Below are 13,637 nucleotides of genomic sequence, written 5' to 3' on the forward strand. Positions count from 1 at the left end.
TTGTGAAGGATTTCCTGCAGCCGGGCCTGCGTTATGAACCTCCGTACGGGCCACTGGACCTGATCTCTCTGGGCATGGCACTGATCTTCGGCACTGCGGGGCTTCCCCATATTCTCGTCCGCTTCTACACCGTGCCTGACGCCAAGACCGCTCGCCACAGCGTGGTGTGGGCGATGGTGCTGATCGGCAGCTTCTACATCATGACTACATTCCTTGGATTCGGAGCGGCTACAATCGTCGGCCCGGACTTCATCAAGGTCCATGGCGGCACGAACATGAGCGCGCCCCTGCTGGCACAGGCGCTGGCAGGAAATGTTTTCTTCGCCTTCATCTCGTCGATTGCGTTCGCCACGATCCTCGCCGTGGTTGCGGGATTGACCATCAGCGCGACCACTTCGTTCTCGCACTACTTTTGGACGAACGTCATCCATAACGGAGTGGAGCGGAAGCCCGGCGAGGAAGTGATGGTGGCGCGGATTTCGGCATTCGTAGTGGGCGCGGTAGCGATCGGGATTGCGATCGTGCTCGGTCCAACGGCGAACGTCGCATTCCTGGTGGCGCTGGCATTTGCGGTCGCGGCGTCGGCGAATCTGCCGGTGATTGTGCTGTCGATCTTCTGGCGGCGCTTCAACACGGCGGGAGCCGTTACGGGCCTGGCGGTGGGCCTGCTCGCGTCGATCGGGCTGATTCTGGTAAGCCCGAGTTTGATGGCCGTCGATCCCCCGACAGTGGTTGGAACGGCCCGTCACCTGATCCAGGCAAAGGCCTGGTTCCCGCTGGAGAATCCCGGCATCCTGAGTATTCCGTTGGGATTCATTGGCGCCATCATCGGGACGCTGGTCAGTTCGGAACCGTCTTCGCAAGAAAAATTCAACGAACTGCTGGTGCGCTCCAATACCGGTCTGGGCGCGGAGAAAGCGACGGCCCACTAGACCAAGACAAGGGGCCAGAGGTGGGAGTTCAGTCGAAGCAGTCTTCGTTCGTCGGACTCTGGGATCACTGGCCTCCGCTCTTTGGGCTCTTCTCTTTCCGAGCCTCTGCTCCCTGCCCCCTGCTCTTGATATGCTAGAGCCAGCCCAGCGGGCCCATAGCTCAACGGTTAGAGCAGCAGACTCATAATCTGTTGGTTCCAGGTTCAAATCCTGGTGGGCCCACCACCTCGTTGGAAAATTGCTCGTCCCGCTCACTTCCATAAATCGGCCCATCACGCCAAAAAGCACAACAGCCTGGGTGGGCCAAGAAAAACCATGTAGGGACAGCCGCCTCGGCTGTCCGGCGGCCCAGGTGTGTCGGGCCGCGGAGTTTTCTTTCGCCCGTTCAGGGCTTGTGTCTCCTTTCTCGCGTCTAAGCACGGCTTCCGCTGTTGGCTGTGGTCTTGCGCTCCTTCGGAGCTGGTTTCACCATTGCCGGGGGCTTGCGGTGGGCGTCGCCGATCTGCCCCGGGACCTTCCGGGCCGGCGGCCGGCGGACAAATTCCCGCATTTCCGCCACCATGGCCTCCAGCTGGCTCACCTCTTCGGCGATGATGGACAGCTTGTGGCGAGACTTGTCGTCCAGGCCCGGGACCTTGAGGAGCTGCCGGGCGAACCCCCCGATGATGAGCAGCGGATTTTTGATTTCATGGGCGATATGAGTCATGGTGTTGCCCACCGCCGCCAGGCGTTCGGTATGGAGCACCCGGTCTTCCATCTCCTTATATTCGGTGATGTCCCGGATAATGCCGGTGAAATAGAGGTTGTCCCGAATCTCGGCCACGGAAAAGGAGATGCTGATGGGGAATTCCCGGCCGTCCCGGCGCAGGGCGTTGAGGCGGGCGTGCTTGCCGATCATCCGGGCCTCCCGGGTGGCCACATAGCGGCGCACGTAATCCCGGTGTTCGGCCTTATAAGGCGGCGGAATGATGATGGTTAAGTCCTGCCCCAGGGCTTCTTGCCGGGTGTAACCGAACATCTGCTCCGCCCCGCGGTTGTAGCCGACAATCACGTGGTCCTCGTTGATGGTGATAATGGCGTCGGTGGCGCTGTTGATGATGCGGGAGTTGATCTCCTGCTTCTGGCGCAACTCCTGGAGCTGGCAGACCAGGGTTTTCAGGAAACGGGCCACAGGACCGGTGATGAGGTGGTCCACCTGCTCCCGCGCAAAACCGGCGAGCCCCGCGGTCATAAACTGGCCGTCCAGGATGAGATCGAAGGCCCCGGGGTCCAAATCGGGCAAGGAGTTCACCTGACAGCCGGCCGCGACCTCGGGTTTGGTGCCGTACAAGACCAACTCCACCGGCGGGTAGCCCTCTACGGAGAAGGGCAGGGTGACCGCGTGGCAGATGAATTCCTGGCCGTTCAAGACGATGGCGATGCGGATGGGTTTGGGCGCGGTGGTCATCGCAATCAATCCGGTCAGGTCGCCTGGCGGGGCGGGCCGCCCGCCTCAGCCGGAGAGGTCTCCTTTAAGGGCAGTTGGATGGTGAAGGTGGCCCCCCGGCCCGGGGCGCTGTCGGCCAGGAGGCAGCCGCCGTGCTCCTGCACGATATTCTGGCAGATGGCCAGGCCCAGGCCGGTCCCCTTTTCCTTGGTGGTGAAATAAGGCTGGAAAATATTGGCCGCCACCTCCGGCGGCATACCCTCGCCGGTGTCGGTGACGCTGATTTCCACCTGGTCCCCTTTAAGCCGGCTGGTGATGGTGATCTCGCCGCCGCCGGGCATGGCCTCCAGGGCGTTTTTCAATAAATTGATCAGCACCTGGTGCACCTGCTGGGGGTCGAAGGCGATGAGCGGCAATGACTTCTCCTCCACCCGGCGCACCTTAACATGGTGCTCCTTAAAGGTGTCCCGGAACAGTTCCAGGGCCTCGTCAAGCACCGCGTTGATCTGCCCCGGGCGCTTCTGGGTTGACGGCCGGCGGACAAAATCCCGCATCTCCGCCACCATCTTCTCCAGGGAGCTCACCTCTTCGGCCATGGTGGACAATTTCCGGCGGGCCTTCTCGTCAAACTCCGGGACCTTCTGAAGCTGCCGGGCGAACCCCCCGATGATGAGCAGGGGATTTTTGATTTCGTGGGCGATATGGGCCACGGTGTTGCCCACCGCCGCCAGGCGTTCGGACTGGAGCAATCGGTCTTCCATGGCGGTATATTCGGTGATGTCCCGCATGATGGCGGTAAAATACAGGTTGCCCTGAATTTCGGCCACGGAAAAGGAGATGCTCAGGGGAAATTCCTGTCCGTCCCGGCGCCGGGCGATGAGACGCCGCTGCCGGCCCAGGACGTGGGCCTCCCGGGTAGCCAGATAGCGCCGCACATAGTCCCGGTGGACCTCGGTGAACGGCGGCGGGATGATGAGTTTCAGATCCTGGCCCAGGGCTTCGGCGCGGGAGTAGCCGAACATCTGCTCGGCTCCGAGGTTGTAACCGACAATGATGTGGTTCTCGTCGATGGTGATGAGGGCATCGGTGGCGCTCATGATGATGCCGGCGTTGATCTCCTGCTTCTGGCGCAACTCCTGGAGCTGGCACACCATGGTTTTCAGGAACCGGGCGGCGGGTCCGGTGATGAGGTTGCCCGCCTTCTCCGGGGAAAAGTCGGCCATCCCCGCGGTCAGGAACTGGCCGTCCAGGATGAGATCGAACGCCTCCGGATGCAAATCCGGCAGGCCTGCCACCGTCAGGCCGGGGGCCGGGGTCTCGGGCCGGCGGCCATACAGGACCAGGTCCACCGGCGGGTAACCTTCCAGGGAGAAGGGCAGCATCACCGCGCCGCAGACGAACTCCTGCCCGTTCAAGACGATGGCGATGCGAATGGGTTTGGGGGCGGTGGCCATTTTGTCAGTCAGCAGTGAACCGTCAGGACTTTCAGGAACCGACCGCGGATGGGTCACGGCAATTCAGCCAACCCGTCAAGTTCCGTAAGTCAGGCCAGATGCCGCCCACGGGAACGCCGAAGTCCTGAAACCACTTCAGGAATCGGGTGATCACCGCAATGGGCAAGGCCTCGGGCAGGGTGACGAAGAAAAAGGCCGTGAGGGCCGGGAGCAAGTTGCCCTGCCTCTGGCGGTGGGTGCGTTGGTTCACGACCTCAAGTTGATCTACCCTTCATAGCGCTTGAACACCAGGGCCGCATTGGTGCCGCCGAACCCGAAGGAATTGGACAGGACGTAGCGGATATCGGCAGACCGGGCCTGGCCCGCGACGAAATCCAGGCCGACACATGCCGGGTCGATGTTATCCAGGTTGATGGTGGGCGGCACCTTGCCGTCCCTAATGGACAGGACCGAAAAAATGCCCTCCACCGCCCCGGCCGCGCCCAGCAGGTGGCCGGTCATGGACTTGGTGCCGCTGACCAGCAGCCGCGAGGCCTCATCGCCGAAAATCTCTTTCAAGGCCAGGGTTTCGTTGCGATCGCCCACCGGCGTGGCCGTGGCATGGGGGTTGACGTAATCGATGTCTTTGTAAGTGACGCCACCGTCTTTCATGGCCTGCTGGATGCAGCGCTTGGCCCCCTCTTTGTCCGGATCGGTAATGTGGTGGGCGTCGCCGGTCATGCCGAAGCCGATGATTTCCGCATAAATATGGGCATTGCGGGCCAGGGCGTGGTCCAGTTCCTCCAGCACCAGGATGCCGGAGCCTTCCGACATGACAAAACCGCTGCGTCTGATATCAAAGGGACGGCTGGCGGCCTCGGGGTGGTCATTGTAGCCCACGGCCAGGGCCCCCATGCGGTAAAAAGCCGTCATGGTCAGGATGGTCACCGCGGCCTCGGTGCCCCCCGCGGCCATGAGGTCCGCTTCCCCCAGTTGGATGGAGCGGTAGGCCAGGCCGATGGCATGGGCCCCGGCGGCGCAGGCGGTGGATAGGGCAATATTGGGACCCTTGGCCTTGAAGCGGATGGAGACGTTGCCCGCGGCCAGGTTGGGAATCATCTTGGGTACCAGGAACGGGGAAACCCGGCGCACCCCTTCGGCCAGGAGCTTCTGAACCCCATCCTCCCAGGAGCTGACCCCGCCCATGCCACTGGCAATGATCACCCCAGCCCGCTCCGGATCCTCCCCCTCCAGGTTGAGACCCGAATCATGCACCGCCTCCATGCTGGCGGCCAGGGCAAACTGGGTGAAGCGGTCGGTGTACTTGATTTGTTTCAGGTCTTCCTTGGTGACTTCTTTTTTGCGGGCCTGCAAAATTTCCTTCAGATCAAAATTCTGGATGGCGCCGCCGATGACGGGAAAATCTTCCGGAATGCGGTAGCGCGCCATAAGTTCGTCATCAAAGCGGCTCAGGCGTCTCACCCCGGATTCCCCGGCCAGCAGGCGATTCCACACGGTGGGCACATCGAGCCCCATGGACGTCACCATACCTACGCCGGAAACCACCACCCGCCGCATTCCCATGTTTTTGCTGAACGACATGTATAGAAACCTCTCCCCCGGTCAATGTGATATATTACCCGGGCGCCCCTCAACGGGCCTTGGTTGTCGGCCCCCCGCCGGGAGCCAAATACACCATTAGGTTAATGATTCATTGCCATTGTAGATTACTCGTGTTACTATTGCAACGGGTTTCCGGCCTGCAACTGACAGCCGACACCGGCCGGGATTTCAGGGACGGGCCCCCGTCCGCTTTTTCGCAGGATCGCGTTCAACAGCCGCCGACCGATGGATTGCCAGGTAGAGACATACTCTGGGTTTCGACTCCATGAACGCCCCCGGCGTTTCACCTGGGGCGGGGCCTGGCTGGAGGTGCACCAGGTCCTGGACCAATGGGTGGCTCCAGGTCAGCTCTGCTTCAAGGTCAAGGTGGCGGACCACGTCTATCTATTGAAATACCATCTAGCTCAGGATACCTGGAAGGTAGAATTGGTGAGGGCCGGAGCCATGCCCCCGGCCGGCGGCGAAAATTATCGATTTACTTTTTAGGGACCTGTGGGGTAAAATTGGATATTTTTAGCCGATTCGCATGAGATTTTGTATTAGCCCAGCGGCTCAGCCCATATCCTAAAAGAGGATTTCATAATGAAATGCCAAGTCAATCCGCGTTATATGGAACAATTATATTCCTTTTATTCCCCCTTCTATGAATACGTTTTCGGCAAACTCCTGGGCCCCGGCCGCCGTAAGGCGTTTAAATACGTGCCCCGGCGGCCTGACCAGAAGGTCCTGGAAATCGGCGTGGGCCCCGGCTCCACCCTGGATTTTTACCCTCCCCGGACCAAGCTGGTGGGAATCGACATTTCCCGGGCGATGATCGAACGGGCCAGGGAAAAAGCCGCCAATATCAATAGTGGCTGCCGCTTCGACCTGCACGTCATGGACGCCGCCCACCTCAACTTTCCCGACAATCATTTCGACCTCGTCATGGCCGCCTACGTGATCACCACGGTCCAGGATCCCTATAAAGTGTGCCGGGAGATCTACCGGGTAGTCAAGCCCGGCGGCCAGGTCATCGCGGTTAATCACACCCGCTCTCAAAACGGCAGCCTCTGGGGCCGCGTCGAGGACGTGATGGCCCCGGTATTCGTCCGCATCGGCTTCACCACCGACCTGGATGTCATCCGGGTCATGAAGGATGTGGGCATTACCGTACACAAGACGGTGCCGTGCAATCTGCTCAATACCGGCCGGATCATCATGGGCACCAAGCCCTAAGGGAGAGCCGGTGCCAGCCTCTGCTCCAGGCGTCCTCCCAGCCAACTGACCGGGAGCGGACCGCCGGCCGGGGTTCTGGACATAATGCCTGGTCCGCCCGACTCAAGGGCTAGAGTGCTGCCTTTCTCAGGAGAACACCATGAACATCGATAAGAATTCCTTTGTTACCATTGACTATCTCATCAACCTGGGCGAGGCGGAGACCTATCCCCCCGATGGGAAACCGGAGGAGATCTCTTTCTGCATGGGCTGGGGCGCCATGCCTCCGGGGCTGGAAGAAGCCCTCATCGGCATGAAAGTCAATGACGCAAGAGTTATCAAACTTGCGGCGGAACAAGCCTACGGCGAATTTGACGACGAACTGCTCATGGAAGTCCCCCGCTCCGACTTCGGCCTCGAAGTGGAGTTGCGCCAGGGCCTGGTATTCGAAACCGAGAACGAAGACGGCCAGGCGGTGTATTTCATCGTCCAAGAGGTGCGGCCCGAAACCGTGCTCATCGACTTCAACCATCCCCTGGCGGGCAAAGACCTGGAAGTCTCCTTCACTATCCGCCAGGTGCGGGAGGCCACCCCTGAGGATCTCAAAGAGCATCATGCCTGTACCTGCTCTGAATGCCAGGAAGGAGGCTCCCACCAGCATTAGAGGAGGATCATGATGACCTTGCCCTGGGCGCCGCACTATGACCCGGGAGTGCCTCTAACGGTGGGGCCGGTCACCACCTCCTTGCCCTGGTTGTTGCTCGAAGCGGCGGAAAAGTCTCCCCAGGCCCCGGCCTTGGTGTTTTTCGGCCGGATTACCACCTATGGCGAACTCGACGCCCGGACTGCCAGTCTGGCCGGCGCCCTGCGGCAACTGGGTCTGGCTCCCGGGGAACGCCTGGGCATTTTCCTCCCCAATTGTCCCCAACTGGTGATGGCTTACCATGCCGCCCTGCGCCTGGGCGCGGTGGCGGTTATGCTCAATCCCCTCCTCAGCCCCAAAGAACTGGCCTATCAACTGGCCGACTCCGGCGCCACCCGGCTGGTGCTCCTGGACCACTTCCTGCCCCGCCTTACCGAGATTCGCGCCCAGGTCGACCTGACCCATATTATCATCACCAGTCTCACGGAGGCCCTCCCCTGGCCCCTGCGCTGGCTCTATCCCTTCAAATCCAGGCGGGACGGCCTGGCCACGGGGTTTGCGCCGGGGCCGAACCGGTACGCCTTTAGGGAGTTGTTGAAACATCCCCCCGGGACCATCCTGCCCCTGCCGGAACCCGGAGACCTGGCGGTGCTGCAATATACCGGCGGCACCACCGGCATCCCCAAGGCGGCCAGGTTGACCCACGGCAACCTCATGGCCAACGTGGCCCAGATCAACGCCTGGCTGCCCCAGGTGCGGTACGGGGCCGAACGCCTCATGGGTCTGCTCCCCTTTACGCACTCCTTAGGTCTCACCGCCTGTCTCAACTGGCCCATGTCCCAGGGAGCCATGATCGTCGTGCTGCCCCGCTTTGAGATCGGCAACTTTATCAAGGCCATGCAGAAGTACCGGCCCACTATGCTTCCTGGCGTCCCCACCCTCTTTGTGGCCCTGATCAACGACCCCCGCCTGCCCAGCCTCGACCTGTCCGCCCTCTGGGCCTGCATCAGCGGTTCGGCGCCCCTGCCCCTGGAAGTCCGGGACCGCTTCGAGGCCCTCAGCAACTGCACCATGATGGAGGGCTACGGCCTGACCGAAGCCGCCCCCATAACCCACTTCAACCCCGTCCAGGGGAAGCGGCCGGCCGGCAGCATGGGCATCCCCCTGCCCAGCACCCAGGTCAAGGTGGTGGACCAGGAGGACGGCGCCCGGGAACTCCCCCCCGGCGAAGTGGGTGAGCTGATTATCCAGGGCCCCCAGGTCATGGAGGGGTACTGGCGGAACCCGGAAGAGACCGCCATGGTCCTTAAGGACGGCTGGCTCCATACCGGGGATTTGGCCCGCATGGATGAAGACGGCTATTTTTACATCGTGGAGCGCAAGAAGGATCTCATCATCGCCGGGGGCTACAAGATCTATCCCCGGGAGGTGGAAGAGGTGCTCTATCAGCTTCCGGGCGTGAAAGAGGCCGCGGCCCTGGGAGTGCCCGATGCTTACCGGGGGGAAACCGTGAAAGTGGTGATCGTGCCCCAGGATGGGGTAACCTTAAGCGCCGCCGACGTCGAGGCCCACTGCCGCCACTTGCTGGCGGTTTACAAGGTTCCCAAGATCATCGAGTTCCGGTCCGAATTGCCCAAAAGCGCGGTGGGCAAGGTGCTGCGCCGGGCCCTCAGAGAAACCGGGGCCGGCCCCGGCCCTTTGTCCCCTTAATCGGTTCCTATGGCTCTCAAACGCGTGCTGCGCTACCACTGGCTGAGATTCCGCCGCCTCCAGGAAGATCCCTGGAAAATCGCCGGGGGCATGGCCCTGGGGGTGTTCGTCGGCATCACCCCCACCATCCCCTTCCATACGGTGGCGGTCCTGTCTCTGGCCGCGCTCCTGCGGGTCTCTCCGGTTACCGCCTTCATCGGCATCCAGATCGGCAATCCTCTCACCATTCCGGCGATCTATCTGGCCGCCTACAAGGTGGGCAGATTGCTGTTGCACGGCGGCGCGCCCCTGGTGTTTCCCGAGGCCTTCAGCTTTAAAGCGTGGATCAATGTGCTCTGGCAGGGGGGTGTGGCCTTGCAGGTGGGAGGCGTCATCCTGGCCCTGCCCCCGGCCATCGCCACCTATTTTCTGACCCTGTGGATCGTCCAGCGCTATCACCGGCGCAAAGCGGCAAAGGCTCTCAGTGACCTTCGTCTCTCCCAAAACCCTCCTGCAGCGTCTGGGCCTGAGGCCTAAGAAGACCCTGGGGCAGCATTTCCTGCTCCACCCGCACCAGGCCCGGCGCATCGTCACGGCCTTGCACCTGAGCGGCGACGAAACCGTGGTGGAGATCGGCGCCGGTCTGGGGGCCCTCACCGGCTTCCTGGCGACCGCCGCCCGCCGGGTGATCGCCCTGGAACGGGACCCGGAGCTGGCCCGGTTCCTGCGGGAAGAGCTCCTGGCCGATGCCCCCGGGGTGGAGGTCGTCTGCCGGGATGTGCTGGAGTTCGACTTCCCCGGGGCCGCCCGGGAGGCGGGCCGGCCCTTGACCGTGGTGGGAAACCTGCCCTACCAGATCACCTCCCCCCTCCTGTTCACTTTGATCGAGCAGATTGCGGCCGTGGCCCAGGCCGTGCTCATGGTGCAGCAGGAGGTGGGGGCGCGCCTCACGGCCTCGCCGGGGACCAAGGATTACGGGATTCTCTCCGTTCTGGTCCAGTACCATTTCCGGGTGGCCCGCCTTTTTGCCCTGTCACCGGGGAATTTTCATCCGCCGCCCCAGGTGGATTCGGTGGTGCTGCGACTGATCCCGGAAACCCCGGTCCCGGCGGCCCTGGACCCGGCCGAGCTGCGCCAGTTGGTCAAGACCGCCTTCGGCCACCGCCGCAAGACCTTGAACAACACCCTGGTGGCTCAGGCCCCGGCCTTCGGCCTGAACCCGGAGGCGATGCGGGCCCTGTTGGCGGATTTGGGCATCGACCAACATCACGCGGTGAATACGTCCCTGCTCCTTGCACACACCGCCCGTCAAACCATGCGAGTGAGGTCTGAATGAGGTCTTGCTTTAACAAGTTCGAATTTAGGCTTCGCGAGTGGGGTTAAGTCGTAACAAGGTAGCCGTAGGGGAATCTGCGGCTGGATCACCTCCTAAAGCAGCATGCAAAAGCATGCTATGTATCTATCGATTGGAAACCGAAAAACTGTCACGTCGAAGACGATTCGTGGGCCATACGAGACCACGAGAGGGCTCGTAGATCAGTTGGAAGATCGCCGCCTTTGCAAGGCGGAGGCCCTGGGTTCGAGTCCCAGCGAGTCCATTAGACCATGGACTTAAGTCCATGGACTTACCAATGCACTCAGCGGTGTAATGCCGTTGCGGAAGGGTAGATTAGCAATTTTGGACCAAAATCATGCTAAATGAAACCGTGTATAAGCGCAACCCGGACGCTAACTGAATGTAGTGAAGCGTGTTCTGGCATTAAGCCATCCGGTGAATGGCTCGGCTCAAGCGCTGATGAAGGACGTACCAAGTTGCGATAAGCCTCGGCGAGCCGCATGGAGGTATTGAACCGAGGATCTCCTAATGGGACCTCTTAGCGCGCAAGTGCTGATCCGTAAGGATCGGGAACGCCCCGGATTGAAACATCTTAGTAGGGGCAGGAAAAGAAATCAATTGAGATGCCGCAAGTAACGGCGAGTGAAAACGGCAGAGTTTAAACTGAATCCCTTCTGAAAGGCAAGGGAAATGTAGTGTCATAAGCCAGGTCATATACAGTGCAAACCAGTGAAGTTGAACTTGTCTGGAACGTCAGACCATAGAGTGTGATAGTCACGTAGACGTAAACTGGCGGACTGTGGCCTGGTCTTGAGTACCGTGGGTCGGAATTCTCGCGGGAATTTGGGAGTCATCAATTTCCAAAACTAAATACGTCTTGAGACCGATAGCGTAATAGTAGCGTGAGCAAAAGCTGAAAAGTACCCCAAGAAGGGAGGTGCAAAGCGCCTGAAATCGGATGGTGATGGAGCGATACAGCGTGAAAGGATCTGTATAGCGAAGGAATATGTCGCGAGGCATTAGTACGGGCTATACTGCCAGCGTTGTATATTACGTTTTGAAGAACGGGCCAGGGAGTGTACCCAAGTGGCGAGGCTAATTGAAAGAGCAGCCGAAGCGAAAGCAATATGCTCGCAGCACTGCGAGGAGCAACGTATACAAGTGCGTGGAGTCACTAGAGTACGACCCGAATCCTAGCGATCTAGGCGGAGGCAGGTTGAAGCGTCTCGAAAGGGGCGTTGAGGACCGCAAGCGTTTTTGATTTGCAAATCATTCGCGTGACCCCCGTCTAGGAGTGAAAGGCTAATCGAGCTGGGTGATAGCTGGTTCCTTCCGAAACATGTCGCAGCATGACCTTGCTGGAGATAGTCGGCGAAGTAGAGCACTGATTGGGGAATCCTGGAGGGAAACCTCTAGCTCTCCTGTCAAACTCCAAAATCGCCGTCATCGTAGAAAGCGGGAGTCCGCACTGGTGGGTAAGCTAACAGTGCGTGAGGGAGACAACCCAGACCGTGGTTAAGGTCCCAGAGTGTCGGCTAAGTGTAAACACAAAAAGGGCGTCCCAAGCCCAAAACAACTGGAAGGTGAGCTCAGAAGCAGCTATCCTTTAAAGAGTGCGTAACAGCTCACCAGTCGAGGTTTGGGGCCCCGAAAATGGACGGGGCTCAAGCCGACCACCGATACCACGGGACACCGAAAGGTGATTCTGTAGGAAGGCGTCTCGTTTGGGTAGAAGCAGGGCTGTGAAGTCCTGTGGACCATTCGGGAACGAAAATCCTGGCAATAGTAGCACCAAAGTTCAGTGAGAATCTGAACCGCCGTAGGGGCCAGGGTTCCTCGGCAATGATTGTCAGCCGAGGGTTAGTCGATCCTAAGTCGTGTCGTAATTCGAGCACGACAAAAGGGAAACAGGTTAATATTCCTGTACCATTCAGTCATACCGCGCAAGCGGCCTGACGCCTCAGGGTAGATCGAGCAGGTATACCTACCTGTCCAAGCGCCGAAATCTGTGGAGTACCGTAATGGTGAGAAGCAGACGAATGCGTGATGGCGAAAGTCGATTAATCCCAGGGGACCGTGAAAAAGGGACTGAATGTCCGTACCAAGAACCGACACTGGTGCCCCTAGTTGAGAAGACTAAGGCGTGTCGGCATAAACTGGCTAAGGGAATTCGGCAAATTAGCTCCGTAACTTCGGGAGAAGGAGTGCCTGCCTTGAAGAAGGCAGGTCGCAGAGACCAGGGAGCACTGACTGTTTAATAAAAACATAGCAGACTGCTAATCCGAAAGGATGTGTACAGTCTGTGAATCCTGCCCAGTGCAGGTACCTGAAACCCCGGTACAACGGGAAGAAGGGCCTGTCAACGGCGGGGGTAACTATAACCCTCTTAAGGTAGCGTAGTACCTTGTCGCTTAATTGGCGACTTGCATGAATGGATCAACGAGTGCTCTACTGTCCCTAGTCAGAACCCGGTGAACTTTACATTCTAGTGCAGAGTCTAGAGACCCCTTAGGGGAAGTGAAGACCCCGTTGAGCTTTACTGCAGCCTGTAGTTGGGTTGTGGTTTTGGATGCGCAGTGTAGGTAGGAGGCGTCGATACCTTACTTTCGGGTAAGGTGGAGCCGACAATGAGACACTACCCTTCTGAGACTACGACCCTAACTCGGAGACGAGGACACCTATAGGTGGGCAGTTTGGGTGGGGCGCCACGCCCTTGAAAAGATATCAAGGGCGCCCAAAGGTTGACTCATGTGGGTCGGAAACCCACAGTGGAGTGCAAGAGCATAAGTCAGCCTGACTGGATTTCGCATAACAAGAAATCCTGAGACGAAAGTCGGGTCTAGCGAACCACTATGCCTTCTTGATGAGGGCTATTGACTACAGAAAAGCTACCACAGGGATAACAGAGTCGTCGCCGGCAAGAGTACATATCGACCCGGCGGCTTGCTACCTCGATGTCGGTTCTTTCCATCCTGGCTGTGCAGCAGCAGCCAAGGGTGAGGTTGTTCGCCTATTAAAGGAGATCGTGAGCTGGGTTTAGACCGTCGTGAGACAGGTCGGTTACTATCTATAAGGGGTGTTTTGAGGTCTGAGGGTAAGTTGCATTTAGTACGAGAGGAACTGTGCAACGGTGCCACTGGTGGACCTGTTGTCTGGTAAGGCATCGCAGGGCAGCTACGCACTAAAGGATTAAAGCTGAAAGCATCTAAGCTTGAAACCTCACCTAAAAAGAGACCTCTCAGGACTCTCGTAAAAGACGAGTTTGATAGAGTCGGGGTGTACGCACCAAGGTGACGAGGTGCTCAGCCCGCCGACTACTAACGTCCCGCTAGATTTTGCTTCACTGCATTCGGGCGATATT

At 59.5% G+C, this 13,637-nt stretch carries 8 protein-coding genes, 2 tRNA genes, 1 rRNA gene and 1 other annotated feature; of the genes, 8 read left to right on the forward strand and 3 right to left on the reverse strand.

Translation table 11 applies throughout. From position 1 onward, the window contains the following. Both O8C68_03940 and O8C68_03945 read left to right on the forward strand, forming a co-directional pair. Nucleotides 1–932: hypothetical protein (locus O8C68_03940; GenBank protein MCZ7394959.1), on the forward strand; the 932-nt coding region annotated here is incomplete at its 5' end. A gap of 149 nt (nucleotides 933–1,081) precedes the next feature. Then, nucleotides 1,082–1,157 (forward strand) — tRNA-Met (locus O8C68_03945). Between the two features lie 187 nt (nucleotides 1,158–1,344). Here the strand turns inward: O8C68_03945 and O8C68_03950 are convergent. From O8C68_03950 to fabF, 3 genes are all read right to left on the reverse strand, one after another. Beyond that, nucleotides 1,345–2,379 carry a PAS domain S-box protein gene (locus O8C68_03950; GenBank protein ID MCZ7394960.1) on the reverse strand — a complete coding sequence of 345 codons (1,035 nt, stop codon included), beginning with the start codon at nucleotides 2,377–2,379 and terminating at the stop codon, nucleotides 1,345–1,347. Between the two features lie 14 nt (nucleotides 2,380–2,393). Further along, complete coding sequence (locus tag O8C68_03955; protein MCZ7394961.1) at nucleotides 2,394–3,812, reverse strand: ATP-binding protein; 1,419 nt, start codon at nucleotides 3,810–3,812, stop codon at nucleotides 2,394–2,396. A gap of 264 nt (nucleotides 3,813–4,076) precedes the next feature. After that, nucleotides 4,077–5,393 (reverse strand): beta-ketoacyl-ACP synthase II, encoded by a 1,317-nt coding sequence (gene fabF / locus O8C68_03960; GenBank protein MCZ7394962.1) that lies wholly within the window; start codon nucleotides 5,391–5,393, stop codon nucleotides 4,077–4,079. Nucleotides 5,394–5,996: 603 nt separating this feature from the next. Between fabF and O8C68_03965 the strand changes: the two genes are divergently transcribed. The 6 genes from O8C68_03965 to O8C68_03990 all read left to right on the forward strand — a co-directional run bounded on the left by O8C68_03965 (nucleotide 5,997) and on the right by O8C68_03990 (nucleotide 13,614). Continuing rightward, nucleotides 5,997–6,629, forward strand: a complete 633-nt coding sequence (locus O8C68_03965) for a class I SAM-dependent methyltransferase (GenBank protein MCZ7394963.1) — start codon at nucleotides 5,997–5,999, stop codon at nucleotides 6,627–6,629. A gap of 139 nt (nucleotides 6,630–6,768) precedes the next feature. Beyond that, entirely contained in the window at nucleotides 6,769–7,272 is a 504-nt protein-coding gene (locus O8C68_03970; GenBank protein ID MCZ7394964.1) for a peptidylprolyl isomerase, read from the forward strand. Between the two features lie 9 nt (nucleotides 7,273–7,281). Then, nucleotides 7,282–8,961, forward strand: coding sequence for a long-chain fatty acid--CoA ligase (locus O8C68_03975; protein ID MCZ7394965.1), 1,680 nt, complete (start codon nucleotides 7,282–7,284; stop codon nucleotides 8,959–8,961). Nucleotides 8,962–8,970: 9 nt separating this feature from the next. Next, a complete protein-coding gene (locus O8C68_03980; GenBank protein MCZ7394966.1) occupies nucleotides 8,971–9,477 on the forward strand; it encodes a DUF2062 domain-containing protein in 507 nt (168 codons plus the stop codon). A gap of 762 nt (nucleotides 9,478–10,239) precedes the next feature. Next, nucleotides 10,240–10,359, forward strand: a sequence feature (16S ribosomal RNA rRNA prediction is too short). A 106-nt stretch (nucleotides 10,360–10,465) separates the two neighbouring features. Further along, nucleotides 10,466–10,538, forward strand: a tRNA-Ala gene (locus O8C68_03985). 149 nt (nucleotides 10,539–10,687) lie between these two features. Next, a 23S ribosomal RNA gene (locus tag O8C68_03990) occupies nucleotides 10,688–13,614 on the forward strand. Nucleotides 13,615–13,637: the final 23 nt, after the last annotated feature.

Origin of the sequence: Candidatus Methanoperedens sp. (assembly GCA_027460525.1) — an archaeon.
GTDB lineage: Archaea > Halobacteriota > Methanosarcinia > Methanosarcinales > Methanoperedenaceae > Methanoperedens.

What these genes read in the sequence shown, in the direction of transcription:
- O8C68_03950 (MCZ7394960.1), bottom strand. Translation starts at nt 2,379, where the DNA reads ATGACCACCGCGCCCAAACCCATCCGCATCGCCATCGTCTTGAACGGC.
- O8C68_03955 (MCZ7394961.1), bottom strand. Translation starts at nt 3,812, where the DNA reads ATGGCCACCGCCCCCAAACCCATTCGCATCGCCATCGTCTTGAACGGG.
- fabF (MCZ7394962.1), bottom strand. Translation starts at nt 5,393, where the DNA reads ATGTCGTTCAGCAAAAACATGGGAATGCGGCGGGTGGTGGTTTCCGGC.
- O8C68_03965 (MCZ7394963.1), top strand. Translation starts at nt 5,997, where the DNA reads ATGAAATGCCAAGTCAATCCGCGTTATATGGAACAATTATATTCCTTT.
- O8C68_03970 (MCZ7394964.1), top strand. Translation starts at nt 6,769, where the DNA reads ATGAACATCGATAAGAATTCCTTTGTTACCATTGACTATCTCATCAAC.
- O8C68_03975 (MCZ7394965.1), top strand. Translation starts at nt 7,282, where the DNA reads ATGATGACCTTGCCCTGGGCGCCGCACTATGACCCGGGAGTGCCTCTA.
- O8C68_03980 (MCZ7394966.1), top strand. Translation starts at nt 8,971, where the DNA reads ATGGCTCTCAAACGCGTGCTGCGCTACCACTGGCTGAGATTCCGCCGC.